The sequence below is a fragment of the Streptomyces sp. PsTaAH-137 genome (genome assembly GCF_003259365.1).
Taxonomy (GTDB): Bacteria; Actinomycetota; Actinomycetes; order Streptomycetales; family Streptomycetaceae; genus Streptomyces.
This window is the reverse complement of sequence record NZ_QLLY01000007.1, coordinates 66,798-91,720: the sequence shown is the minus strand read 5'-3', so window position 1 is coordinate 91,720 and position 24,923 is coordinate 66,798. Positions and strand designations below refer to the sequence as shown.

General features: G+C 68.5%; 20 protein-coding genes and 1 pseudogene. 8 read left to right on the top strand and 13 right to left on the bottom strand.

What is annotated here, in order from left to right; genetic code table 11:
* Window positions 1-260: 260 nt before the first annotated feature.
* From K377_RS17405 to K377_RS17380, 6 genes are read right to left on the bottom strand one after another with little or no spacing between them, the layout of a single operon-like run.
* Window positions 261-1,121 (bottom strand): ABC transporter ATP-binding protein, encoded by an 861-nt coding sequence (locus K377_RS17405; protein ID WP_237551768.1) that lies wholly within the window; start codon window positions 1,119-1,121, stop codon window positions 261-263.
* Window positions 1,115-2,185 (bottom strand): ABC transporter ATP-binding protein, encoded by a 1,071-nt coding sequence (locus tag K377_RS17400; protein WP_111664298.1) that lies wholly within the window; start codon window positions 2,183-2,185, stop codon window positions 1,115-1,117. The genes K377_RS17405 and K377_RS17400 overlap by 7 nt, the downstream gene beginning before the upstream one ends.
* Window positions 2,182-3,009 (bottom strand): ABC transporter permease, encoded by an 828-nt coding sequence (locus tag K377_RS17395; protein ID WP_111664297.1) that lies wholly within the window; start codon window positions 3,007-3,009, stop codon window positions 2,182-2,184. Before K377_RS17395 ends, K377_RS17400 begins: the two co-directional genes overlap by 4 nt.
* The gene (locus tag K377_RS17390; protein WP_111664296.1) at window positions 3,006-3,947 is read right to left on the bottom strand and encodes an ABC transporter permease; all 942 of its coding nucleotides are present in this window, start codon (window positions 3,945-3,947) and stop codon (window positions 3,006-3,008) included. Before K377_RS17390 ends, K377_RS17395 begins: the two co-directional genes overlap by 4 nt.
* A gap of 5 nt (window positions 3,948-3,952) precedes the next feature.
* Window positions 3,953-5,557 (bottom strand): ABC transporter substrate-binding protein, encoded by a 1,605-nt coding sequence (locus K377_RS17385; protein WP_161195129.1) that lies wholly within the window; start codon window positions 5,555-5,557, stop codon window positions 3,953-3,955.
* Window positions 5,558-5,568: 11 nt separating this feature from the next.
* Window positions 5,569-6,786 carry an amidohydrolase gene (locus K377_RS17380; protein ID WP_111664294.1) on the bottom strand — a complete coding sequence of 406 codons (1,218 nt, stop codon included), beginning with the start codon at window positions 6,784-6,786 and terminating at the stop codon, window positions 5,569-5,571.
* Between the two features lie 200 nt (window positions 6,787-6,986).
* Between K377_RS17380 and K377_RS17375 the strand changes: the two genes are divergently transcribed.
* The gene (locus K377_RS17375) at window positions 6,987-7,601 is read left to right on the top strand and encodes a FadR/GntR family transcriptional regulator (protein ID WP_258395067.1); all 615 of its coding nucleotides are present in this window, start codon (window positions 6,987-6,989) and stop codon (window positions 7,599-7,601) included.
* A gap of 299 nt (window positions 7,602-7,900) precedes the next feature.
* On the opposite strand, the gene K377_RS17370 is transcribed toward K377_RS17375, so the two are convergent.
* Complete coding sequence (locus K377_RS17370; protein ID WP_111664292.1) at window positions 7,901-8,821, bottom strand: LysR family transcriptional regulator; 921 nt, start codon at window positions 8,819-8,821, stop codon at window positions 7,901-7,903.
* 338 nt (window positions 8,822-9,159) lie between these two features.
* On the opposite strand from K377_RS17370, the gene K377_RS17365 reads away from it, so the two are divergent.
* From K377_RS17365 to K377_RS17345, 4 genes are all read left to right on the top strand, one after another.
* A complete protein-coding gene (locus K377_RS17365) occupies window positions 9,160-10,149 on the top strand; it encodes a PHB depolymerase family esterase (protein ID WP_111664291.1) in 990 nt (329 codons plus the stop codon).
* A 600-nt stretch (window positions 10,150-10,749) separates the two neighbouring features.
* Window positions 10,750-11,757, top strand: a complete 1,008-nt coding sequence (locus tag K377_RS17355; protein WP_111664290.1) for a hypothetical protein — start codon at window positions 10,750-10,752, stop codon at window positions 11,755-11,757.
* Window positions 11,754-12,419, top strand: a complete 666-nt coding sequence (locus K377_RS17350) for a hypothetical protein (RefSeq protein ID WP_111664289.1) — start codon at window positions 11,754-11,756, stop codon at window positions 12,417-12,419. The genes K377_RS17355 and K377_RS17350 overlap by 4 nt, the downstream gene beginning before the upstream one ends.
* A 411-nt stretch (window positions 12,420-12,830) precedes the next feature.
* On the top strand, window positions 12,831-13,040 hold the full coding sequence (locus tag K377_RS17345; RefSeq protein ID WP_111664288.1) for a hypothetical protein: 210 nt from the start codon (window positions 12,831-12,833) through the stop codon (window positions 13,038-13,040).
* A gap of 458 nt (window positions 13,041-13,498) precedes the next feature.
* Here K377_RS17345 and K377_RS17335 read toward each other — a convergent pair.
* Both K377_RS17335 and K377_RS17330 read right to left on the bottom strand, forming a co-directional pair.
* Window positions 13,499-13,873: pseudogene (locus K377_RS17335) on the bottom strand (HAD family hydrolase); the annotation flags it as partial.
* Between the two features lie 304 nt (window positions 13,874-14,177).
* Window positions 14,178-15,113 carry a LysR family transcriptional regulator gene (locus K377_RS17330; RefSeq protein WP_111664285.1) on the bottom strand — a complete coding sequence of 312 codons (936 nt, stop codon included), beginning with the start codon at window positions 15,111-15,113 and terminating at the stop codon, window positions 14,178-14,180.
* Between the two features lie 99 nt (window positions 15,114-15,212).
* Between K377_RS17330 and pcaD the strand changes: the two genes are divergently transcribed.
* The 3 genes from pcaD (at window position 15,213) to K377_RS17315 (ending at window position 19,611) form a co-directional block, all read left to right on the top strand.
* Window positions 15,213-16,019 (top strand): 3-oxoadipate enol-lactonase, encoded by an 807-nt coding sequence (gene pcaD, locus K377_RS17325; protein ID WP_111664284.1) that lies wholly within the window; start codon window positions 15,213-15,215, stop codon window positions 16,017-16,019.
* Between the two features lie 572 nt (window positions 16,020-16,591).
* A complete protein-coding gene (locus tag K377_RS17320; protein WP_258395066.1) occupies window positions 16,592-18,166 on the top strand; it encodes an MFS transporter in 1,575 nt (524 codons plus the stop codon).
* Window positions 18,163-19,611, top strand: coding sequence for an amidase (locus K377_RS17315; RefSeq protein ID WP_111664282.1), 1,449 nt, complete (start codon window positions 18,163-18,165; stop codon window positions 19,609-19,611). Before K377_RS17320 ends, K377_RS17315 begins: the two co-directional genes overlap by 4 nt.
* Before the next feature lie 396 nt (window positions 19,612-20,007).
* Here the strand turns inward: K377_RS17315 and K377_RS17310 are convergent, their stop codons facing one another.
* From K377_RS17310 to K377_RS17290, 4 genes are all read right to left on the bottom strand, one after another.
* The gene (locus K377_RS17310) at window positions 20,008-20,757 is read right to left on the bottom strand and encodes a transposase family protein (protein WP_111664281.1); all 750 of its coding nucleotides are present in this window, start codon (window positions 20,755-20,757) and stop codon (window positions 20,008-20,010) included.
* A gap of 352 nt (window positions 20,758-21,109) precedes the next feature.
* Window positions 21,110-21,928 carry a SigB/SigF/SigG family RNA polymerase sigma factor gene (locus K377_RS17300; protein ID WP_111664280.1) on the bottom strand — a complete coding sequence of 273 codons (819 nt, stop codon included), beginning with the start codon at window positions 21,926-21,928 and terminating at the stop codon, window positions 21,110-21,112.
* A gap of 504 nt (window positions 21,929-22,432) precedes the next feature.
* On the bottom strand, window positions 22,433-23,047 hold the full coding sequence (locus tag K377_RS17295; RefSeq protein ID WP_202455562.1) for a lipocalin family protein: 615 nt from the start codon (window positions 23,045-23,047) through the stop codon (window positions 22,433-22,435).
* Between the two features lie 1,287 nt (window positions 23,048-24,334).
* On the bottom strand, window positions 24,335-24,907 hold the full coding sequence (locus K377_RS17290; RefSeq protein ID WP_181512593.1) for a TetR/AcrR family transcriptional regulator: 573 nt from the start codon (window positions 24,905-24,907) through the stop codon (window positions 24,335-24,337).
* Between the last annotated feature and the right edge of the window lie 16 nt (window positions 24,908-24,923).

Below are 24,923 nucleotides of genomic sequence, written 5' to 3'. Positions count from 1 at the left end.
CGAACGGGGGGCTCTCCCGCTCGACCTCGTCGAAGGCCACGGGAGGGCCCCCTCCCCGCGCGGCCTGGCAAACGGGCGGCGGATGCTGAACGGCTCGCTGCACGACGTGGCGCGGTTCGCGTCTCCGGCGCCGGCGCGCGCTGCTACGCCAAACGGCGCCCCTGTCGGAGCGCCGCTGTGCTGCACCCGGTGACCCCGTCAGGCATTCCGGGCGACCGTGTGCGACCGAAAGAGGAGAGCGGCCGTCCCTTCGCCCATCGTCATGCCGGTCGGGTGCGCCGGGACGGTTGCCAGCCGGGGCCGGGCACCGCGGCCCGCAACTGGCGCGTGTACTCCTCGCGCGGGTCGGTCAGCAGGCGGCCCGTGGGCCCCTGTTCGACGACCCGGCCGCCGCACATGACCAGTGCGCGGTCGCTGATCTGGTGGACGACCGCGAGGTCGTGGGAGATGAACACATAGGAGATGTCGCGCTGTTCGCGGACATCCGCCAGCAGGTTCAGGATCTGTGCCTGGATCGACACGTCCAGCGCGGCGACGGCCTCGTCCAGGACGAGGATGCGCGGTTCGACGGCGAGGGCGCGCGCCAGCGCGACGCGCTGGCGCTGCCCGCCGGACAGCTGGGCCGGCCGCATCGGCAGGTGCCGCTCCGCCAGTCCCACCGAGTCGAGGAGTTCCACCACGCGCCGGTGCCGCTCGGCCGCCTCCATCGGGAAGTGCAGGGCCAGCGCGGTCTCGACGACGTCACCGACGCTCTGCAGCCGGTCGAGGGAGGAGTAGGGGTCCTGGAAGACGATCTGGATCTCCCGGGCCCGTCGGCGTCGCTCGCGCGAGGACAGCCGGCCGCGCGCCGGGCGCGGGCGCCCGCACACCGTCAGTACGCCCGCGTCCCTGTTCTCCAGGCCGAGCAGCATCCGGGCGACCGTGGTCTTGCCCGACCCCGACTCTCCCACCACGGCCAGACACTCACCCGCCGCGAGTGTGAACGACACGTCGTCCACCGCGACGGCGTCCCCGTAGGTCTTGCCCAGCCCGACGGCCTCCAGGACCGGCGATGCCGACGTCCCGTTCTCCGTCGCCTCGCGCGGGGCGGGCACCGTCATGTTCTTCCGGTCGTTCACCATGCCGCGACCTCCTCGGCCCGCAGGCACGCCACGCGCGCGCCGTCCGTCAGTTCTCGGTACTGCGGCTGCTGCTGTTCGCACGCGGGGGCCGCGTGCGGGCAGCGAGGTGCGAACGAGCAGCCCGCGCCCGCCTGGCGTGCCTCGAACGCCGCGACCGGTCGGCCCGGGATCACGGGCAGTCTGTGCACCCGCTCGTCGAGGCCGGGCCGGGACCTGAGCAGTCCGGCGGAGTAGGGGTGCCGAGGGCGTTCGGTCAACGCGTGCGCGGCCTGGGTCTCCACCGTGCGGCCCGCGTACATGACGGCGAGGCGGTCGCAGGTGGCCGCGGCCAGTTCCAGGTCGTGGGTGATGAGGAGCAGCGCCGTACCGCGCTCGCGGCGGGCCTCGTCCAGGATCGCCATGACGTCGGATTGGGCGGTGACGTCCAGGGCCGTGGTGGGTTCGTCGGCCAGCACGAGGTCGGGTTCCGCGGCCAGCACCGAAGCGATCATGACGCGTTGCAGCAGGCCGCCGGAGAGTTCGTGCGGGTACTGGCGCAGCCGTCGGGCTCCGTCGGGGATGCCGACGTCGGCGAGGAGGCCGATCACCCGTCGCTCGGCCTCCCGGCGCGGCACACCGCGCTCGGTGACCAGGGCCTCGGTCAGGAAGTCGCCGATGCTGTGGACGGGATTGACGTGGGCGCGCGGGTCCTGGAAGACCATGGCGATGCGGCGCGCGCGCAGGGCACGCAGTTCGCGACGGCTCAGCGTGTCGACCCGTCGGCCGTCGAAGACGATGTGTCCGTGGGTGCGGGCCCCGGGCGGGGTGAGGCCGATGACGGCTCGCGCGGTCATGGACTTGCCCGAGCCGGACTCGCCGACCAGCCCGACCGCCTCGCCACGTCGCAGGACGAGGTCGACCCCGTCGACGATCACGCGGCGTCCTGGTTCTCGCGCGCCGGCCCGGTCGCGGCGGAGGCCGTGGGTGGTACCGGTGTCGGGGAGGTCGAGGCCGAAGCCGCGCAGCGCCAGCAGCGGATCGTCGTCGGAGTCCGGGGGGATCGCGGGGGAGTGGGGGCTTGTCATCGGTTCTTCTCCATCCGGTCGCCGAGGAGGTTGACCGCGCACACCACGAGGGCGATCGCGGCGCCCGCGGCGACGGCCTCGATGGCGTTCCCGCGCATCGCGCTGTCCAGACCGGACTTGACCATCAGTCCCCAGTCGGCGGTCGGCGGCTGAACTCCCAGGCCGAGAAAGGAGATCGCCGCCAGGTCGATCACGGCGTAGCCGAGCGCGGACACCGACTGGGCCACGACGAGCGGCCGCAGGTTGGGCAGCAGGTGGCGCAGGCAGATGGTCAGGGCGGGCCGGCCCTGCACCCAGGCCGCAGCGATGTAGGGCAGCGCCCGCTCCCGCAGTGCGGCACTGCGCACCACGCGGGCCACGTACGGGGTGTAGGCCACGGTCAGTCCGACGACCACCGGCGTCAGGCCCGGTCCCATCACCGCGACCGCGACCAGGGCGAACACGATGCCGGGGACCGCGAACAGCACGTCGAGGACACGGGAGACGACGGTGTCGACCCAGCCGCCGCACCAGGCCGCGGTGATGGCGAGGGCCGTGCCGATGACCGCGGACACGGTGATGACGAGAACCGGTCCGAGGAGGGTGGGCCGCGCGCCCCAGATCAGCCGGGAGAGCACGTCGCGGCCCAGGGCGTCGCCGCCCAGCCAGTGGCCGGGGGCGGCGTAGCCGAGGGTGTTGAACAGGTCCGGCAGGTCGGGGTCGTAGGGCGCGATGAGCGGCGCCGCGAGGGTGAGGCAGACGACGGCGGCCAGGAGGAGGGCGGCGGCCCTGGCGAGGGGGTCGCGCGGCACCGCTCTGCGGGCCGCGAGGAGCACGGTGGTCATCGGGCCATCCGGGGGTCGAGGACGGAGTAGAGGAGGTCGACGACGAGGTTGACGACGACGAAGGAGGCGACCAGGACCAGGACGACGGCCTGTACGACGGCGAAGTCGCGCTGCATGATCGCGCGGACGAGGAGCGAGCCGATGCCGTCGAGCGCGAACACGTTCTCCACGACGACCGCACCCGCGAGCAGGCCGGCGACGGTGAGGCCGACGACGGTGGTCACCGGCACGGCCGCGTTGCGCAGCACGTGGCGGCGCACGATCCGGGATTCGGAGAGGCCGCGGCTCCGCGCGGTGTCCACGTGCTCGCGGCCCATCTCCTCGCGCACGGAGGCGCGGGTGATGCGGGCCAGGTACGCGGCCGAACCGATGGCGAGAGTGAGGGCGGGCAGGGTGAGGTGGTGCAGTCGGCCGCCGAAGCCCTCACCGGCGCCGAACACCGGGAACCAGCCGAGCCCCCGGGCGAACACGATGACCAGCACGACACCGACGACGAACACCGGCGTGGCCAGGAACAGCGAGGAGACCCCGCTGACGAGGGCGTCGGTGCGCCCGCCGCGCAGTGCGGCCAGGCTGCCCGCCGCGAGTCCGCCGACCACGATCAGGACGGACGAGTAGCAGACCAGCCACAGCGTGGTGGCGATCCGGGTGGCGATGAGCGCGGTGACGTCCTGCCGGTAGACCAGGGAGCGGCCCAGGTCGCCGCCGAACGCGTCGCCGAGCCAGCGGACGTAGCGCACGAGAAAGGGATCGTCCAGGTGGTACTGGGCGCGAACCGTGGCGATCTGCTCCGGGGTCGCGGTCCGGTTGCCGAGCAGGAAGGACATGGGTCCGCCGGGCACCAGGTACAGCAGCCCGTACACGAGGAAGGAGGCGACGAGCAGCACGGCGGCGAGGCCGATCAGCCGCAGCAGAACGAACTTGACGGTGGCGTTCATCGGGTTCAGCGTCCCCCCAGTCCGGTGGCCCACGGGTAGTAGAGGTACGGGAAGGACGGCACGGCGCCCGTCACCCGGTCGCTCATGTAGAGGATCACGGGCAGGTTGTTGAGCGGCATCCATGTCACGTCGTCGGCGACGCCGCGCTGGACGCGGGTGACGAGGCGGGCGCGGGCGGCCGGGTCGGCGGTCGCGCGGGCCTTGCGCACGTCGGCGTCGACGCCCTGGAACCCGCTGAAGTTGTTGTCGCCGTTGCCCAGGAACACGGTGTACGCGTCGAGGGGGTCGGGCACGTTGCCGTACCAGGTCGACAGGAAGGCGTCGATGCCGCGGCGCGCCTTGGGATCGTTGTAGAGGTTGCCGTACTGCTCGACGGGCACGACGCGGATCTCGATGTCGAGGCCGAGCTGCTTGCCGGTGGCCTTGATGAGGTTGCCGGTCTGTTCGTGGACGGCGGAGCTGCCCTGCACCGCGATGGTGATCTTCCCCTTCGCCGCGGCTCCGGCCCGGGCGACGAGGGCCTTGGCCTTCTTCAGATCGGCCTTGCCGTGGGGGAGCCGGTCGTAGGCGTCCTGGAAGGTCTGCTTCTCGTAGCCCCAGTACGCGGGGCCGGCCAGGGCGCGTTCGGCGGGTGCGGTGCCCTGGAAGACGGCGGCGCCGAGCGCGCCGCGGTCCAGGGCGGCGGAGAGGGCCTGGCGTACCTCGCGGTTCGCGTACGGGCCCGTCTTGGTGGAGTCCAGCAGGGCCCAGTAGCTCAGGGAACGGCCGAGGGTGACGGTTCCGGTGGGCGAGGACTGGAGCTGGCCGATCGCGGCCGGTGGCAGGTAGAAGTACTGGCCGTCGACCTCGCCGGAGCGCAGCGCGTTGACGGCCGTGGTCTCGTCCGCGATGAAGCGGAACGTGAGCGACTTCGACACGGCGCGGTGGTCGCGGTCCCAGTAGTGGTCGTTGCGGGTGATGGTGAGCGAGTCGCCGGAGCGCCAGCGCGTGAACTCGAAGGGGCCCGTGCACATCACGCCCTGTTTGGGGGTGCCGAAGTTCTCGCCGGTGCGCTCCATCTGCGCCTTCTGCTCCACCGCGCCGGCGGCGGTGGCCATCGCCTGGTTGAACAGGACGTCGGGCTTCTTGAGGGTGACGGTGACCTTCAGCGGGCCGGTCGCGCGCACGCTCCGCACGTTCTGGAAGTAGTCGCCCCACCAGGTGCCCAGCTTCGGGTCGAGGTGCCGGGCGAGGCTGGCGGCGACGTCCTGCGCGGTCAGCGGGCTGCCGTCCCAGAAGGTGACGTGGTCGCGGATGGTGTACACCCAGGTGGTGGGGGTCGGGTTGGCCGCCTTCGTCGCGAGACCGGGCTTGATCTTGAAGTCGGGGGTGAGGCGCAGCAGGCTCTCGCACAGGTTCGACAGCACCGTGTTCTCGGCGTAGTTGAACGATTTGATCGGGTCCAGGCCCTGCGGCTCGTAGGGCAGGTTCCAGGTGATGGAGTCGAGCGGCCGGGTCGCTTTCGGCGTCGCCGTCTTCAGGTCGAGCGCGACCGCGGGGCGCAGACCGCCCGGCCCGCCGCCGCAGCCGGCCAACCCGGCCAGGAGCGTCAGCGCGGCAGCCGCGGTCACCAGGGGCCGCCTCAGCACGGGGCACCTGCCGCGCCGAGGAGCACGCCGTCGCGGGCGATGACTTGTCCGCCGCGGACGACCAGACGGGGCCGGGGCTTTCGCACCACGGCCTCGGCGACCGAGGGGGCGTCGACCAGGATGAAGTCCGCGGGACTGTCCGGCTCGAAGGTGATCCGGTCCAGACCGAGCAGGTCCGCCCCGCCATCGGCCACCAGGGCGTAGCAGGCGGCCAGTTCGCGGTCGGTACGGGCGTCGGTGCGGTAGGCCAGGAGGTGAGCCCGCTCCATCATCTCGGCGTTGCCGAAGGGCGTCCATGGGTCGCACACCCCGTCCGAGCCGATCGCGACCCGTGCTCCGGCGCGTCCGAGGGCCTGGAACGGGACCACGGGGTCGGCGCCCAGCGCGCACGTCGTGACGCTCACGCCTTCGGACGCCAACAGCTCGGCGGTGCGGGCCAGTTCGGGGGCATCGAGGTCGGCGAGGGCGAAGGCGTGACTGACGGTGACCCGGCCGCCGAGGCCGGCCGACGCGGTCCGCCGGGCGATCTGCCGGATCTGCTCCAGGCCGATCTCGCCCCGGTCGTGCAGGTGGATGTCCAGCTCGACCCCGCGCCGTTGGGCGATCCCGAAGAGCAGATCGAGCTGTCCGGCGCCGTCGCCGTCGATGCCGACGGGGTCCAGGCCGCCCAGAACGTCCGCGCCCTCGTCGAGAGCCTGCTCCAGCAGGACGTCGGTGCCCTGCGCGGCAACCACGCCCAGCTGGGGGAACGCCACGATCTGCGTGTCCAGCAGATCCGCCCGCGCCGCGGCCGCCTTCCGCACACCGAGCACGTTGTCGAGGCCGTACTGCGGGGCGACGTCGACATGGGCGCGCACGGCGCGGGTGCCGTGCGCGATCGCATGGTCGAGCAGGGCCCCCGACCGTTCGGCGACCGGGCTCATCCCGGCGCGCACCGAGGCGTCGTACGCGATGAGCGCGGCCAGCGAGTCGGCGGACTCCCGGCTGAGCCAAGGCTCGCCCCAGGTCGTCTTGTCCGGATGCATATGGGCGTCCACGGGGGCGGGCAGCGCCAGGAGACCGGCTCCGTCGACCACTGTCTCCGCCCCCGCAAGAGCCCCTGGTTCCTCGGGCGCGCCGGGGACGAACCGTCCCCGCTCCATCACCAGATCCCGGGGTTCGCCCTCGCCGGTGCGCACCCCCGTGACCCGCAGCCGCTGGTCGAGGTTCATCCAGTCATCTCCCCACGCATGATCGCCGAGTTGTCGAACTGGCCGATAGAAGTATCAGACATCTGATGTCTGGAGAAGAGGTTCTGCGAGATCATGAGTGCCATGGCGGGCTGCACTGCGCATAATCGGCTCGGGCATCGGGCGTGCCCGCAGATCATGACGGACGGGAAGACATGAAGAACGTGGGACGCACATCCCTGGTGGATGTGGTCATCGACCAGCTGCGTCGGGAGATCACCAGCGGACGCTGGCCGGTGGGCGAGAAGATCCCTCCCGAGAGTTCACTGGTGCGAACTCTCGGTGTGAGCCGCCTGTCCGTGCGTGAGGCTGTCCGCGCGCTCGTGCACGCGGGCCTGCTCGCCACCCGGCAGGGCGACGGTACCTACGTGACAGCTTCCGACGAGACGAGCGTCGCACTGACCCGCCTGCTCGCGGACGTGGCCGACCGTGACGTCGAGGAGGTCCGCCAAGGCCTCGATGTGGTCGCCGCGCGCCTGGCCGCGCGGCGGCGCACGCCGGCCGATCTGGAGGAGCTGCGCGCCATCGCCGCGCGCCGTCAACTCCACTACAAGGCAGAAGAGTTGAAGGAGTTCGTGGAAGCCGACATCGCCTTCCATTTGTGCGTGGCCCGAGCGGGTCACAACCCGCTGCTCCTCGACCTCTACACAACTCTCAGCACCGCGCTGCGCGACACCATCCTGGCCGACGACATGCGCCATTCGACCACGGACGCGCACCAAGACCTGCTGGAAGCCATCGAGGCGGGCGACCCGGTGGCCGCCGACGCCGCCGCGCAGGCGATCCTGGCCGTATGACGGATGCGCGCGGACGCGCCGCGCGGCCCCGATGTGCTACCGCAACAACGCCCCGTCTCAAGATCTCGGCGGCCTCCACCGCGTGCTGGAGGGGATCGGGCCGCGATAGGCATCGGCGGCCGCTTCGCGGGATGTGCCCGTGAGGCGACCGCACGTGCCGTTTCCCTGGAGTCCGGTGAGTGACTCCCGCTGCCGGTGGTCGTCGTGGATGGTGAAGGCCACTGCGCCGTCGGCGGACAGAGCGCGTACCCCTTGGCCGGTCTGGGTCGGGCGCTCAACCGTGCCGCCGGCGCCGACCCTCACTCCGCGTCCTGTTGAGCGGAGAAGTGCCGGAGCAGTGTGGTGAGGAACGCGGAGGCGGACGCGGACAACTCTCCGTGCCGGTAGACCGCCGTGAGGGGGTGTACAGCTCCGCGGTCCGTGATCGGCAGTACTCGGATGGGCTCGTTGGACAAGGTCGGGGCCAGCGCTCCGGTTACCGCCGACCGGGGCACCACGGTCGCCCCGAATCCGCGTGCGGCCATGCGCAGCATGTCTTGCAGGTGAAACACCTCGATGCTGTTGCGCGGACGCTGTTCAGCCCGGGAGAACGCCTCATCGACCTGGCGGCGGAGTCCCGTGCCCTGCCGGAAGCGCACCAGAGGAACCTCGGCGAGCTGCCGCAGCGTGACGCTCTCCTGACCGGCCAGCTCGTGGTCAGGGTTGACGACAGCGACCAGAGCGTCGCGCCCGAGCCGCTTGTGGGTCAGTTCGGCCGGGAGTTGACGCGGGCTCAGTCCCACCACGGCCAGATCGAGCTCACCGGACACGACGGCATCGACCATGCTGGGGCTGGGCGCGTTCAGGATCCGCAGCCCGATCTCCGGGTGCGCCTGGTGGAAGTCGTCCAGCACGGCGATCGTGTCCACGGGGCACGCCAAAGACTGGATGAAGCCGAGGCGCAGGGTTCCCGTCCGCAAGCCTGACAGGGCGTGCGCCTCGGTCGTGACACTGTCCGCGGCTTCGAGAGCCCGGCGGGCCAGCGGCAGGAGGTGTTCGCCCGCCGCGGTGAGCCGCACGGTTCGGCTGGTCCGGGCGAACAGCTGAGTGCCCAGCTCCTTCTCCAACCGCTCGATCTGCTGGCTGAGCGTGGACTGGACCACATGACATGCCTCAGCGGCACGAGTGAAGTTCCGCTCCTCCGCTACAGCGATGAAGTATCTGAAGTGACGCAGCTCCATACGGTCACGCCCTCTCACGGGTACGCCAACGACACAAGCAAGCCAAACCGACTTATATAGGACTAGTCACTCAAAGTCCTGGATGTGGGTCCACCTATCTGTGTCACCGATTGCCGCGCGAACCTGATCCCGGAACCCCGGCCTGACGGAATGCCACACGAGGGCGACACAACCGCCGTTACCTCGCACCGGCATCCATGCCCCATGACCGTTGTCGCCTGAAGGCGCTGTGAATCGGCCCACGATTTGCGCCAGACGGTTGGGCAGCGGCCTCTGGCCGGTGGAAAGGGCGGAGCCCATGATGTGCGGGATCTGATCACTTCCACGGGAGGACTGTGATGGGAGCAAGGCTCCGGCGCGCACTGGTCGTCGCCGCAACAATGGGCATGTCGCTGACGTTCCTGACCGACAGGGCGGTTGCTGCCGCGGGACACGACGAGCGGAGCGCCTACATCAGCGCCGCGGGCAAGGTGGACTACGAGGTGCACCTGCCGCCCGGCTACGGACCCGGGAAGAAGCTGCCCGTGGTGGTGGCACTGCACGGCTGCGGTATGACCGGGTCCGGCATCAACTCGATGAAGGACCTCACCGGGTTCAACCGGATCGCCGACGCCGAGGGCTTCATCGTCGTCTATCCCTCACAGGACCTGCTGCGCAACGGCCTGGCCTGCTGGAACGCGTTCGAACCCGCGCACCAGCACCGGGGCAGTGGTGAGCCGTCCCTGATCGCGGGCGCCACGAACGATGTGGTGCAGCGTTACCACGCTGACGCCACACGGGTGCACGTCGCAGGTGCCTCCTCGGGCGCCGCTCTCGCGGTGATCATGGCGGTCACGTACCCGGACATGTACGCCTCGGCAGCCTCCGTGGCCGGCGGGGAGTACGCCCTCGACAAGGTCAAGCCCGACCCGGACGCGGTCAGTCCACTGGACACGGCCAAGCTCGCTCACGCCGAGATGGGGCCGCGCGCCCGTCAAGTTGCGCTGCTGATCGAACAGGGGAGTGCCGACACCACGGTGCCGCCATGGGTGGGCGACCGCCTGGCCTCGCACTGGGCCGCCGTCGACGATCTCGCCCCCGACGGCATCCTTGACGGAGACGTCGACGATGTACCCGATGGCACCAGCCGGGTGGCCGCGCCGGGGGAGCGTCCCTACACCCACACCGTGTACACAGCGCGAGGTGGCGGGCCCACGCTGATAGAGAAGTACGACGTGGAGGGTCTGGAGCACAAATGGCCCGGGGGAGGCAGCGGCCCGTTCGCCGACCCCTCGGGCCCGGACATGAGTTCCCTCGTGTGGAAGTTCTTCTCCGAACGTCACCTCTAACCCCACGCCGCACACAGGCCGAGCGGCCTGCGCGACTGCGGCCTGGGCGGCACGTAGGCCGGAACAACCTGCGGTTCGAACTCAACTCGCCGAGACCGGCTTGTGCGGCGGCGCCGGCCCAGGGCTGGTGCGTTGAAGCTGTGTGTCGATTCGTTGGGAAGGCAGGCGGTCCTTCGGAGGAGAACCTCCGTGGACCGCCGGCGCGCATCGCGGCGGATGCGGCAGTTCTCCACTCGCGCCGACGCCCCCGCACGGCAACGAAGTTGTTGGCGCTATCGGGACTGCCAGCACACCTTCACGATGGGCCTGCTGCTCTTTCTCACGTGGGAGGCACACGTGGCCGATGCCCGAGCCGCCTGTGCCCTGGCCCCGCCCCTCGGCAAACACCATCCGTTGCTCTGCGCTGCCTTCCTGGAAAGCGACGGCGTGCCGCGCACCCGGTGGGTCAGCAGGCTCCTGCCAGGTCGGATATCCCAGTCGGTCATAGCAGTTGACCGACCGATACACATGGCCATTTAGCGTCTTCTGACCCGCGCCTACTCAGCCCGGGCCCCAGCGCCCCGTTCCGGAGCAGCCCGGCCCGGGCGTTAGCCTCGGCGGATGATTCCTCAGCCAACACCGAAGGCCGTCACTCGTCATCGCGATGGGCGGATCCATGCCTACGTCGTGGGCGACGGCGTCTACGGGACGCTTGAGCCGTCAGCGGTGTTCCAGCCGCGGGATGGTGACGAGGTCGTAGCGTCGGCGGTCAGGCAGGATCTGCAGCGGGTCGTATACACGACGCTGAACGGAGTCGTCTGCCTCTCGTGTGCCGGCGACCTCATATGGGCCTCGGACTTCGAACCGCACTCCGATGTACCCCGTGGCCACTGGCCTGGCTGTGCGCTGTCTCAGGACGGCCGGACATTGTGGGTCTATCGGCCGGACGCGATGGCGGGACGCGGGGGCGGGGACCAGTGGGTGGTGCACGACGCCGACAACGGTGTGGTTGTGGCCCGCAGGGAGCTGGAGACGGTCGGACATGGTGCATCGCACCACGTGCATCCCGTGGACGGCAGCGTCTATCTCGACATTGGTGAGGGCCAGGACGGCTCCGTCATTCTCCGGGGTACGGGCGGAGCGGACAGCGAGCCGGAGTTCGTGACATACCCATGGTCGGACCGCTGCCTGATCGACCTGGCGCCGTCAGGGCAGCAGTTCATGACCGTGGACCACGGACAGGCGGACGTCGCCTTCCACGATCACCCCGACGGGGGCGTGGTCTTCACTCTCCCCATTGAAGCCTTCGGTTACGACCCGGAGGAGGCCTTCGTGGAATGGAGCGGCGGCTACCTGACCGAGGACACGGCCATCGTCACCCTGGGTGGGGGGAGTCAGGATGAGGAGGAGTGGTTCCGCTATCACTTGGTCGACGTACGCACCGGCACCCTCAGCGGCGAAATCACCGTCGAGGCCAGCAATCCGTACGAACTGGTTCCCTTGGGTGACGGTTCCTGGCTCACCGGAGGCGCCGGCGGCGACCTCGTCCGTCGGTCCCGCGCCTCGCGGCCGTTCGCACCGCCGCGCCCGGCCGAATCGACCTCTCCCTGCGGAAAACAGAAGTCATGACGGCGGACACTCGATGGCCACTGATCCCTCAGGCGCCCGAAGGCCTGAGCCGACGAGCCCGCTCCTTCATCGAGGCGCACGGGCTGCGTGTTCCCCGCCGCGACCTCACCCTTCATCGGGAGGCATGGCTACAACACGGGATACCTCCTGCGGAGATCGACCGGGCCGTGGCCTTCCAAGAGCGCTGGGGTGGCATTGCTCTGCCCCCTGCCCCCGTATACGAGGGCGGTCCGCGGGTTCTGGAAGCCGGTGTGCCCGAAGGCTCGCCCGTGAGCGGATGGCGGTTCTCCGCGGGCGGCTGTCGCGTCTCGATGGCCTATGGGTTCATGATCGGGCCGGGAGGCGAGTTCGGGATCGACGCCGACCACTGGACACCGCTGCACGCCAGCACAGAGGGTTGGGTGGAAGCCTTGGCGCTGGCCGACCATGCGAGTCACTGGGCCAAGACGATCACGAAGATCCAGGGTGACGCCGTTGAGGAGCTGGACCTCGACGGATTCGAGCCGGTACCTGAAGTCGAGGGACTTGCTGACACCTGGTGGCGGGGCAAGGACTCCCTGATCGCCGTCTACCGCGGCGAAGCCTCGGGTTTTGACGCCCCCCACTGCTTCAGGGCCCATGTCTACGGCGGACTCGATGCGTGGGGCCTGCGGGGTACCTGACCCTCGAAGATCCAGCTCATCGGGTCGGCCGCTGAGCGCTCGATTTGGCACGTGTGCATTTCAGCTGGCACGAGAGCGCGGGCACTCGAAAGGTGGGTGAAGCAAGGGCGCGAACTTCGGCGACGAAGTCGAGGCGGATCGCTTGGATGCACGCGTTGAATGTTGGCCGTACGCGCTCCCGGCGGGCGCGTTGCGGATCCTGCTGCACCGGCCCACCCTGTCGATCGACGGGGCGTCCGCCGTGGGGATCTTGCGGGGGTCACCATAGGCGCGGCTGGTGACAACGCCCTGTTTTACAGAGCCTGTTGGAGAGAAGGCTCGACCCGCCGCAGTGCCTCGAAGCGTCCGTCGACAGCGGCCTCGACGAGTAGAGGCTCCACGCCAGCTGAATCGCGGCCCGGATTCGGCCTGTTGGTCGATCGCTCTCCAGCAGCCTTCCAGCGCTTCGCCGAGGACTACTACGAGGTCTCCATCGACCTGGGGGCGGTGAGCCGGCTCTATGCCTTGAGGCCGCTGAACCAGGAACTCGTATCGTTGCTGAACCCGGAGGTCGCCTTGGCGGACCTGGCCCAGGACATCCGCGAGATCGGCTATCCGCAGCTCGACCAGGAGCCGGCCTGAACGCTGTCGACCTCTCGGACGAGCTGCTCGGCGTGCTGGAGCATTCGGAACTGCTTTCAACACGAACGGCAGTTGCCGAAGGTTGCAAGAAGCCTGGCTAAATGGTCGAGGTGTCCGTAGCCCCAAGACGTGTCGCTCGCGAGCTCGTACGTAGCTCGGGGTTCACCTGCCGCCCGTCGAGATCCATGGCCATTTCACGGTGCAGACCACGACAGGGGCGACGAGCATGGTCAGTAACCAGAGGCCCACACTCGCTGGTGAGTAGATGTAGTAACGCCAATGCTCTGGCAGGGGCAACGGCGCGAGTAGCAGCAAGATCAACGTGGCCCATGTGGCCAGCACGGCGGCTGCCATGCGTGCTGCGACCATCTGCGCCGCCCCCCTCAACAGTGATTGTGGACTCGGCGAAGCAGCGCGGCCTCAACCTGGTGAACGGGAAGACTATTCCATTGCGGCTTGGCCGTTCGGCAGTTCAGGACGGTCAGCCCGGCACGCAGCCCGGACCGCACCCCGGAGGGGGCGTCCTCGATGACCAGACAATCCTCCGGCCTGGCACCGAGCTGCGCGGCCGCCTGCAGATACGGCACCGGCGACGGCTTGCCCTCCGTCACGGCGGCCGCGTCTACGACGACCTTCGGGACCGGCAAACCCGTCCGTGCGAAACGTCCGCGTACCCGGTGCTCGTAGTTCGAGGTCACGAGTGCCCATGTCCCGGCGTCCAACGCAGTCAGCAGTTCAGAGGCGCCGTCGAAAGCCGTATATGAACCGCTGCGGACGTCCTCGTCCTCCAGCTCATGCAGCGCGGCCAGGCACATTCGGGGGTTCTGATCGGGGGGGGGGGGGCAACCTGCGCGAACGTTCGGGTTCACCGATCACGGCACGATCATCCCATCGCCTCTTGAGCAGGCAATTTGCGGGACCGTCCACGATGACCTGCACGTTCGCCGAGAACCGGTCGTTGCGGCGGCAGGAGCCGACCTGCCGGCCGCGGAACGGGACCAGGGCGCCGCCCACGATCCACATCCGCCGGTCGAATCGCCCGGGCGGACGACGGGCTCGCGCGTAAGCACTGACCCGAGCCCGCCGGAGAAGCCATGTCGCACAGCCATGGCGATCGAGGCCATGCCCCCTGTCGGATCACGGCGCTTCGTCCGCCATGGGCACAAGACCCAATGCCACTGGCAGCACGGGTGCATGGCGTGCCAAAAAGTCCCACAGCCGGTCAGCGACCGGGCCGTGAGGGCGGTCCCGCCGGCGGGCTACCGAGAGTTCCTCGACCACGCCGGGAAAGTGCCGTCCCGCGATGCTGAGCAGGGTGCCGTCACGCAACTCGTCCTCGATCATGAACCGCGGCACGTGTCCCCATGCCATGCCGTGCACGATGAGCTCCTTCTTCATGAGGTGGTCCGGAACGGAGCTACGGAGGGCGCCTGCGACCAGGAAATGGCCTTGTTCGCTCGGATGCCGCGCTGAATCCCGGACGACGCACTGGGTGAAGGCCCGCATGCGCTGCGGCGTGATGTCGATGTCCGGAGGGAAGGGCAGGAAGCCGGGCGCGACGACGGGCACGAGAGCGACGTGCCCCAGACCGATCGACTCCATCCGCACGTCGCTATGGGGGACGCGGTGCACGATGAAATCGGCCTCGTCCTCCAGCAGTCGCTCCCAAGGGCCGGTGACCGTCTCGAACTGCAGGTGCAGTCGTGTCTGCGGGTGCTGCGCGAAGAAGCGACTGAGCATCCCGAGTACCGCTGGAAGCGGGCACAGGTCGCCGAGCACCACGCGCAGTTCGGCCTCTTCGCCCATCGCCAGCTGCGCGGCGAAGGACCGCAGCTCGTCGGCCTCGTGCAGCAGGAAGCGCACCTTGCGGTGGAAGGCACGTCCCGCCTCGGTCAGTTGAACCCGATAGCCCGAGCGGTCCAGAAGCTCCAGGCCCAGCTGACGCTCCAGCTTGGAGACGGCGGCGTACACCGAAGGGTGCGAGCGGTGCAGCCGTTCGGCGGCGGCCTGGAAGCCGCCGTCGAGCACAACGGCGTCGAAGCACTGCAACTCGTGGAGCGTGAAGTTCGACATTGTCCAAGCAAGCTACAAGGCTCGTCCGATGTTTGTAATAGAAGTCTGCAAGTGGCGTTCATAGGCTCAGGGCATAACCGCTCGATCGCTGGAGCTGACATGACTTCTGGTACCCGTTCCGCCATCACCACCGGCGATGGCGTCCGCATCGCCTTTCGCTTCGACGGTGACGAGAACAAGCCGGTGCTGCTTCTCTCGAACTCCATCGGCACCGACCTGCACATGTGGGACGGTCAAGTGCCCACACTGAGCGAGCACTTTCGGCTGCTTCGCTACGACGCGCGCGGCCACGGCGCCTCGGATGCTCCCAACGGCCCGTATTCCCTTGACCGGTTGGGGCGTGACGTAGTGGAACTGCTGGATGGTCTGGGTCTGGAGCGGGTCCACGTGCTGGGCCTGTCCCTGGGTGGAATCGTCGCGCAGTGGTTGGGCATTCACGTTCCCCGGCGCGTCGAGCGACTGGTGCTCTCCAACACCGCCGCGTACCTCGGACCGCCGCAGCAGTGGGACCGGCCGATTGCCGAACTACTGGAAGCCCCCGACATGGAGACCACCGCAGACACGTTCCTCCATAACTGGTTCCCGGCCCGCATGCTCCAAGGCGACAACGAGGTGGTCGAAGGCTTCCGCCGCACCCTGCTCACCACGCAGCGCGAGGGCGTGGCAGGCAGCTGGGCCGCGGTGCGCGACTACGACCTTCGTCGCACTGCCACCCTCATCCACAACCCGACACTGGTCATCGCCGGCGAGCACGACACCGTCACGTCCGCCGATCACGGCAGGGAGCTCGCCAAGACCATTCCGAACGCGCGTTTCACTGTTCTGCCAACGGTGCACATGGCGAACGTCGAAGGGCAGGCAGAGTTCCTGGACGCAGTGGTGGCCTTCCTCACGGAGCGGTCATGACCTGTAGGTGCGCGCGGGACTCCTCCAACCGGAGTTGAAAGCGCGGTTCGAGTGTCCGGAGACTGGCGGCGGGGCCAGCATCACGCTGGTTCCCGGCAGTCCCGGAGTGCTATCGGACCTGCGTGGGGCCCACTCCGGCTGGTGAGACGTACAGGCCGGGAGATGGCCGGTCGTGCGTGATGGGCCTGAGGATCAGGAGGCCGCGGCAAAGAGGCCGACGCCGCCCACGAACGAAGGCCGCGACACCCGCACAGCGCCCCGCGTAAGGCCCTCGTCGCCGATCTGCGCTGGTACCCACAGCTCTACCGTGGCCGGACGTCCGAGCCGGCGGCTGAACAAATATCGTGACGACCCCTTCTCCGTACCGACTAGTCGGTACTAGCGTCGCGGCGGCGAGCACGTGCTCAGGCGTGCGGCTGACCAGCACAGGAGGCAAGGTGTCGATCTCGTCGCCGACAACGACAACGTCGGGAGCCGCGGGGCCGGCCTCGTCCGCCCTCAGAGGGCTGGGCGGACGACGGCTCGACCGCTATCCCGAACGCGGGGCCCGATACTGGTACTTGGGGATCGTCGTGCTCGTCACGATCGTTCTCTACTACCAGTTGTACGTGCAGTTCGCGGTGTCGACCGCGATCATCAGCCAGTACCACATGACGTTCCTGTACTTCGTGTACATCTCGGTGGCCGCCAACGCGGTCGGCGCGTTCGCCTCTTTGGTGGCCGGGCTCGCAGACCGCTGGGGCCGGGCGAACATCGTGGTCTACGGACTTCTGCTGGTCGGCCTGCTGACCACGTTCGCGCTGCCCAACGCTCCGGGCAAGACGAGCTATCTGCTCACCTACTGCGCCATCTCCCTCGTCGAAGGCATGATCCTCGTCGCCACCCCTGCCCTGATCCGCGACTTCTCCCCACAGCTGGGCCGGGCCTCCGCCATGGGGTACTGGACCATGGGCCCGATCATCGGCTCCCTCGTGGTCACGGCCGTCACCTCACGCACCTACGGAGGTGACACGAGCTGGCAGGACGAGATCCGCTTCGCCGGCATCAGCGGACTCGTCCTGTTCGTCATCGCCCTGTTCGGGCTGCGGGAACTGGCCCCGGCCCTGCGCGACCAGATCATGGTGAGCCTGCGCGACCGCGCGCTGGTCGAGGCCCGCGCCAAGGGCATCGACACAGACGCGGCACTGCACGGTCAGTGGAGGCAGATGCTGCGCCTCGACGTCATCGGTTCCGCCGTCGCCATCAGTCTCTACCTGCTCCTCTACTACGCGGCCGTGGGCAACTTCGTCCTCTACTTCTCCACGGCCTTCGGCTACTCGGCGCAGCGTGCGAACGCCCTGCTCAACTGGTACTGGGGTGCCAACGCGATCTCCTTGGTACTCTCCGGCCTGCTCTCCGACAGGCTGCGGGTACGCAAGCCGTTCATGCTGGTGGGCGGGGTCGGCTCGGTCGGGTTCACCCTCGCGTTCGCGCTGCACGCCACTCAACAGCACACCGGGTACTACACGTTCGCGTTCATCGTCGCCGGGATCGGCGTGACCAGCGGTATCGCCTACTCGCCGTGGATGGCGAGCTTCACCGAGACCGTGGAGCGGCACAACCCGGCGGCCACCGCCACGGGCCTGGCCATCTGGGGCTGGATCGTGCGCATCACGGTGGCGCTCTCCGCCGCGTGCGTCCCGCTCGTCGTGAACACCGTGACGCCGCTGATCGAACACGGGGCCGAGGTGAAGGCGGCCTCCGTGCGGGCGGCTCCTGCGCTGGCCATCACCGAGGCACACCCGAAGCTGTTCGCCGAACTCGACACCTACGGTCCCGGCAAGGTGCCCCCGGCGCTGCTCGCCCGCGCACAGGATGAGGTGGGTGCCGAGGGGCTGCGGGTCGTGCAGAAGGCGGCGCCGCAGTTGAAGATCCTGCGCGAGCACGGTGCCGACGTGCAGCAGGCCAGCGCGGACAACCCCGGTGCGTGGCAGACCTGGTGGTGGGTGTGCCTGGGCGGACAGGTGCTGTTCCTGCCCTTCGTCTTCGTCATGACCGGCCGCTGGCGCCCGCGTGACGCCGTACGCGACCTCAAGGAGCACGAGGAGTCCGTGGCCCGCCAGGTCGCCGACCTCCAGCACGACCGCCAGGAAGGGAGCACCGCATGAACACTCCGACCGCCCTGCACGCGCTCACCGCGCTGGAGCAGGCCGCCGCCGTCCGCGCGGGCGACACCAGTCCGCAGGAGCTGGTACGCCACCACCTCGACCGCGCCGAGGCCTACGACGAGCGCTTCGGTGCCTTCGTCACCCGCACACCCGATGCGGCACTTGCCGAAGCTGCCGCGCTGCGGGAAGGCCCGGGAGCGGAACACCCCTCGCCCTTGTTCGGTGTGCCGACCGCGGTGAAGGACCTGACCGACACCGCCGGGGTGGCGACCACGTACGGGTCGAAGGCGTTCCTGTCGCACGTGCCGTCGGCCGACGCGCACAGCGTCACTCGGCTGCGCGCGGCCGGCACGATCAGCATCGGCAAGACCAACACCCCGGAATTCGGCTGCTGTTGCTACACCGACAACGATGTCCGCGGTCCGGCCCGCAACCCTTGGGACCCGGCGCTTTCGGCGGGCGGTTCCAGTGGCGGGTCCGCGGTCGCCGTGGCGCTCGGTCTCGTGCCGGTCGCCCACGCGAGCGACGGCGGGGGCTCGATCCGAATCCCGGCGAGCATCTGCGGCCTGGTCGGCATCAAGCCCTCACGGGGGCGGGTGAGTTCGGGACCCGCGGGCGCCGAGGTCACCAACCTGTCCGTGCAGGGCCCCTTGGCGCGCTCGGTGCGGGACGCGGCGGCGCTGCTGGACGCGCTGGCCGGACCGGAGCCGGGGGATCCGCACTGGGCGCCGCCGCTGCCTCCGGGCGAAACGTTCCTCGGGCACGCCGAGCGCCCTCCCGGCCGACTGCGCATCGGCCGGTACGCGACGCCCGCCGACGACGGAATCACCGTCGATCCGGAGTGCGTCGCCGCGTGGGAGCACGCCGCGAAGCTACTGGAGAGCCTCAGACACATCGTTGAGGACATCCCCACGCCGTTCGGCCCCGAGATCGGCGACCACTTCGTGACGGCCTGGGGCGTCCAGTCACTCGGCCACGCCCTGGACGCGGACCGCGAGGCCCTGCTGCGGCCGGCCACCCGGGCCTGGCGGGAATACGGACGGACCCTGTCGGGCGAACGGTTCGCCGCCGCGATCACCGGGATGCAGCGTGCCTCTCGACGGGCGATCCGGGCGACGGCCGCTTACGACGTCGTCCTCACCCCGACGCTGGCGACCCTGCCGCGACCTGTCGAGTACTTCGACGAATCCGGCGATCCGCTCGTCAGTCTGCATCGCCAGACCCCCTTCAGCGCCTTCACGAGCCCGTACAACATGACGGGCCAGCCCGCGATGAACGTTCCGCTGTACTGGACGGCCGAGAAGGGCATCCCGATCGGGGTCTCGCTCGTCGGCCGTCCGGCGGACGAGGCGACGCTGATAGCACTTGGCGCCCAATTGGAGGAGGCCCTTCCATGGCGTGACCGGTACGAGCAACTGCTCTCGCCGTCGGCCCCGACACACTGAGAGGAGTCGCCCTGAGGCAGTTTCCGCTCGGTCGCCGCCCCTGTGCAGAGCAATCGTCAACAGGGAAGGGGACGAACGGAGATGCCCTTCGCGCACCGTTGGGACCCGCCCCTCGAAGATGGCCGGGTCCCAACGGTGCGGGAAACGGCTGGTCATGAAGGCGATCGGCTCATTCGGCGACGGTCAGGTACTCCTCGACACCTCCGGCCTGGGACCGAAGGCGCTGACCGCCCTGGTCGACTCGCAGTGACAGACATACGTGCCCGAGCTCATGGGCCCCGCGCAGCAACACCTCGGCCGGGCGCGGCTGCGCTGGGCGGGGGCCGTTCCACACCCGCACAAGGGCGTGGAGAGCCCCGCTCGGCCTGGAGCTGACCTGCCAGTCACTGAGCGTTTTCAGCGTTGCTTCTCCAGGGTGAGGACGGCTTTGGTGATGACGCTCATGCGGTTGGGGCTGATGCGGGATCTGCGGAAGATCTCCCAGGACTTGAGCCGCGCGATGCCCCGTTCGACGGGTGCCCGGGCCGCGGATAAGGCCCGGTTCTCGGTCCGCTCGGTGAGGGTGAGTTCACCGCCCGGCGGCCGGCGCTTGGCGGTGGTGACCCAGCCGCCTGCACCGATATAGGCCATGTCAGCGAGGATCGGGACGCCCTGGCGCGCGCAGATCCGGAGAATCTTGTGGGTGCGGGCTGCCGTCAGATCGTGGGTCCGGCCCGGCAGCGCCGGCGACAGCCACAAAATCTCCCCGGCCGGGTCCGTAACGACCTGCACGTTCACCCCGTGCCGCTTGTGTTTCGCCGAGTAGTCCGCCCTGCCGTCCCCGACGCGGTCGCACTCAGCGAGCGTGCCGTCCAGGAGGACGAGGTCCGGGTCGTGCGCGCGCAGCGTCTTCAGCAGGCCCGGCGCCTGCTCGGCGAGCAGATTGGTGACCGCGGTGACGTAGGCGTGGGTGGTGCCGACGGATATCCCGAAGGCCGCGGCGATACGGGCAAGGGTGTCGTGGCGGCGCAGGTACACGAGTGCGACCAGCGCACGGCGGTGCGGCGGGAGTTTGCACCGCCGGTCACCCTCGCGGGTGACGATGAGCATGGTGACCCACTCGACCAGGGCGTGGGGCAGGTCGAGTGCGGCAGGATACGGAACCAACAGGGCTCCTGTGCTGCTGAGTTGAGACGTCGAACACCTCGCTCAACGGCACGGGAGCCCTGTCCGTTGCGTACCCCAACGTCACGCCGTCCCGTCACCCGATCGGTGGCCACTCCGAAAACGCTCACTGGTCGATCCGTTCTCATCTTTTCCTTGCGCACACCGCCGTTCCCGAAAGCGAAAGCCATGACAAGCAGGAACTGCTGTCCGTCGTGGGGGGGAATGGCGCCGAGGCGGCGGCGACGGAACCCTCCGTGGAGCGAATTCGCCAGATTGCCGTGTGACGCCCGGACCCCCTCGCTGGTCCGGGGTAGGGCGCCGGATCGACGCCCGACGGCTTCCGCGTTTCTGATCAGTGGCCTTGCAGTATCCCGGCTCGCAGTTCGGCGATGATACGGATGAGGAGGCGCGAGACATGCATCTGGGAGCAGCCGATGGCTTCAGAGATGGCTTGCTGGGTGAGTTCCTCGACGAAACGCAGATGGAGCAACAGCCGGTCTCGTTCCTGCAGCCCCGCGATCAAAGGCGCCAAAGTCTGCATATTCTCGATCAGTTCGTATCGGTCTTCGTCCATCCCGATGAAGTTGGCCAGCAAGGTTTGGCTTTCGTCGTGGAGTCCGCTGACGGCGGCGTCCACGGAGACACTGTTGTATCCGTTGGCTGCTTTCTGTACCTCGGTGATCTCCGAGTGACCGAGCTGCATCAGTTCGGCCAGTTCTGCGGTGGTGGGTGCACGCCCCAGTCGGGTCCGCAGTTCTTCGGTCGCCCGCGAGAGGTGCAGCCGTGCCTCCTGTAGTCGGCGGGGTACGTGCACTGCCCAAGAAGTGTCGCGAAAGTGGCGCTTGATTTCGCCGGAGATGCACGGAATGGCAAACGATGTGAATTCTGTCTCGCGGGAGAGTTCGAATCGGTCGATGGCTTTGATCAATCCGATCGTGCCGACCTGAATGATGTCCTCGCGATCCTCGTGCATACGACGTTTGAAGCGGGAAGCCACGAACTCGACCAGGGAAATGTTCACTTCGATCAGCGCGCCGCGAACCTGGCTGTGTGCGGCGGTGCCCTCCTCCAGGGCGCAGAGCCGAGCAAGATAGGCCCTGCTGATCTCTCGTGCGTCACCCGACCGGCGGGCTGAGGCGATGGCGGGAAATGTGTCGACCGAGATGCTCATGCGCTACCGCCCGGATTGTCTCCAATATTGCTCACCCCCGTTACCCGAGACCCTGATTTGCATACTCGTATATAAGGCGTCTTAAGCCGAACGTGTAAGCGGATGGAACACTAATCCGGTAGGGCGGATGTGTGTTTGAGCTCGCGGAGTAGTTCCATCGCTAGATCTGACACGCGGCGACGGCGCGGGTGGGCCCGGACTGGGTCCGGAGGCGGCTGTGTCGTGATCCTGCTCCTGCGGAGAAGCGCTCAGCCACGCAGCGCATCAAGGGCATAGGACAAGGGGCGTGCACCTGGAAGAGTCCGTCAGCGCCTGTGCGGCTGAGCCGTTCGAGTATTCAGGTCGGCATCGGTCCGAGAAGGATCATGCCGCCGGCGGAGTGCCGCCTGCTGAACGCCTGCTCCAGGCTTCGGCGTCGTGGGGTCCGGCCCCTCCCCGAGCAGCGGTCCTCGTCGGCCCTACCGTGAGCCCGTGTCATCCGTGCGAACCTTGCCGGTCGCTGCTTCAGCAGTACCGGGCCGTGGTCCTGTTGCCGCCGTCCTGCGGCGTGTACTTGACTGAGCAAGGGTCCACGTCGGCGGCCTGCAGGGCGGCTCGTGTCGCCTCTGTCTGCGCGGCGTCGAGTTGTGGCGTGCGCGAGAGCACGAAGCCGCTGCGACGTTCAGAGTCGGTGACAACCGCCCACTGGTAGTCGCGATCCAGCCCGATCACGATGTAGTTGGCGTCTTTCCCGTGGGCGAAGTGGCCGTTCACACCGAGAAAGGAGACATTCAGGCGCGCGTTGGTGGCGTCCAGTGGTTTCGCGTCGCCGCGAACGCTGCTGGTGAGTCCAAAGTAGGACGAGCAGGAGTTCTTCACGGACACCGTTCCCGTGGCGCTCAAGCTGTAGCGCGCTTTCGAGTTCTTGTGGCACTGAGCCTCGTAGACCGCGGGGACGGCGGCGACTTGATACCACTGGCCGAGGTAGCGCTGCACATCGACGCGGCTCACCGGCGTCGGTTCGCTCTCGACGCCCCGTGCAGCGGCTTCCGCCGACGCGGCCGTCAGGACAGAGGTTCCGATGACACCGGCAGTGAGGACACAGGCCGCAGCGCGACGCACGGGAAAAGGATGGTTCACGGTCGACCTCCTGAGGCGATCTGTTCATCTAGGACTGGCACGTATTCCGTCGTGCATCCCTTGACGGTTGCACCGATCGCCCATCGAGTGCATATCGCACAGTGAAGACCCCGGGCCATAGCGCCGACGGCATGAGGTGCTGTCAAACCGCAAAGCCCGGCGTCTGGTGCCCGTACGAAACGACCGGACGTGCCGCGACCGCTTCGGCCTGACCGCGGAAGATCTCGAAGGCGGTCTCGGTGTCGGGCCTGAGCCTGGGTGCGGGCTCCACTTCCGGGCAGTGGGCCGGATTTCGCGCTCTCGGAGCGGCGGACGGTATCCGCCCCGACGGACTCTGATGCGTAGATGCGTATCCGCGTCCATGACGCACGATCACGCTCCGCTTGGGTCGGCTGGCTGGGGCCGGGTGGTCCCTGCCCTGTGGCGTCCCGCTGACTAATCGTCACCGCTCATCGCTGAACTTCACGGGGTAGGAGGCAGTGGATTTCGGCTTCTTCGGTTTGCTCCAGCCTGGGAGATGAACTGGGTAGACGCCACTCGTCGAGACTGGACGAGGAGTGCCGCCATTCCCCTCGCTCGTATTCTGCGGAGAGTTCATCGAGTTCCCACCCACGACGACCACCACGGCAACGCCGATGAAGATCGCGACCTGCCGTCGAGCGTCGGCTGCCCACCGGAAGTACGCGCGCACCCTCGTGCCATCCGTGCGTCTGTACGATCTGACCCAAAGCATGCGCGTACCCCTTTGTCGAGATCTTCACCGACTTGCCCTGCGTGGCCGTGGCGTCGTAGAACCCAAGTGGAGCCGACCTGCTCCTCGTTGTCGTCGACACCGTCGGTTCTGTACGAGCACCAGCGGCTCTGCGGACGGCCTGCTTCCCAAGGCCTGATGGATTCAGCTCCGAGAGAGCGGCGGGCGCGGTCCGACGTCATGGAACGGTTCGCCGCCTGGTGGGACGTCTACGAATGTGCGCGTGCCCGCTTCCGTATCCAGAGCCCGAACGCCACTCCACACATCAGGCCCCAGCCGACCCCCGACCACAACCCTTGCGGCCAGGACCAGTCCACCGCGAGGTGCATCGCCGTTCCCCACAGCAGACCGGCAACCAACCAGACAAAGATCACTCGTGCCCACGTCATGCCGGCCCGATTACCCGTGATTCGAATCCTGACGACAGCGCAGGACTCCCACATTGCGCCGGTCTCAGGCCGCTGCCGCGTCGTGGCCGCTCTTGAACCAAGGTTGCCGTACTCGGCGAAGAGGTACCGACCGCCAACGCGGGCCCCTCAGGGGCAGCCCACCACCTGCATGAACTGGTGCGCCAAGGCCTTGGTGTCGATGTCGTTCGCATTGTGGCCGGACAGGATCAGGAAGAAGGGCGGCCCGATCAGGAGCGCGGTCGCCTGCTGAATGGACAGAGTCGTGCCACTGGCTGTCCGCGCGGCGTCCACCGTCTCTGCCGCGCTGTCTCCGAGAACGTCGCGGGAGGCCAGCAAACGGGCGACGTCCGGATCGTGCTGGGCTTCTCCCACAAGGGCCCGGTAAGCCGCTCCTGCATGGGAACGGGCCAAGAAAGTGACCAGAGCGTCAAGGTAGGTCTCTACGTCCTTGCGGACATCGCCCGTCGCGGTCACCGCCAGCTCATGCTGGGCGTCGAGCACGCTCGCCTCGTACAGCACCTCTGCCTTGTTCGACCACCAGCGGTACACGGTCTGCCGCCCCACGCCGGCCCGCTCCGCGATGCCCTTCATGGTGAGCGCCGCATAGCCGACCTCGACCAGGAGGTCGTCGACCGCGTGCAGCACGGCCGTCCGTGCGCTCTCACTGCGTGGCCGCCCTCGGCCGTTGCCTTCCATCATGCCCTCACTATAAACG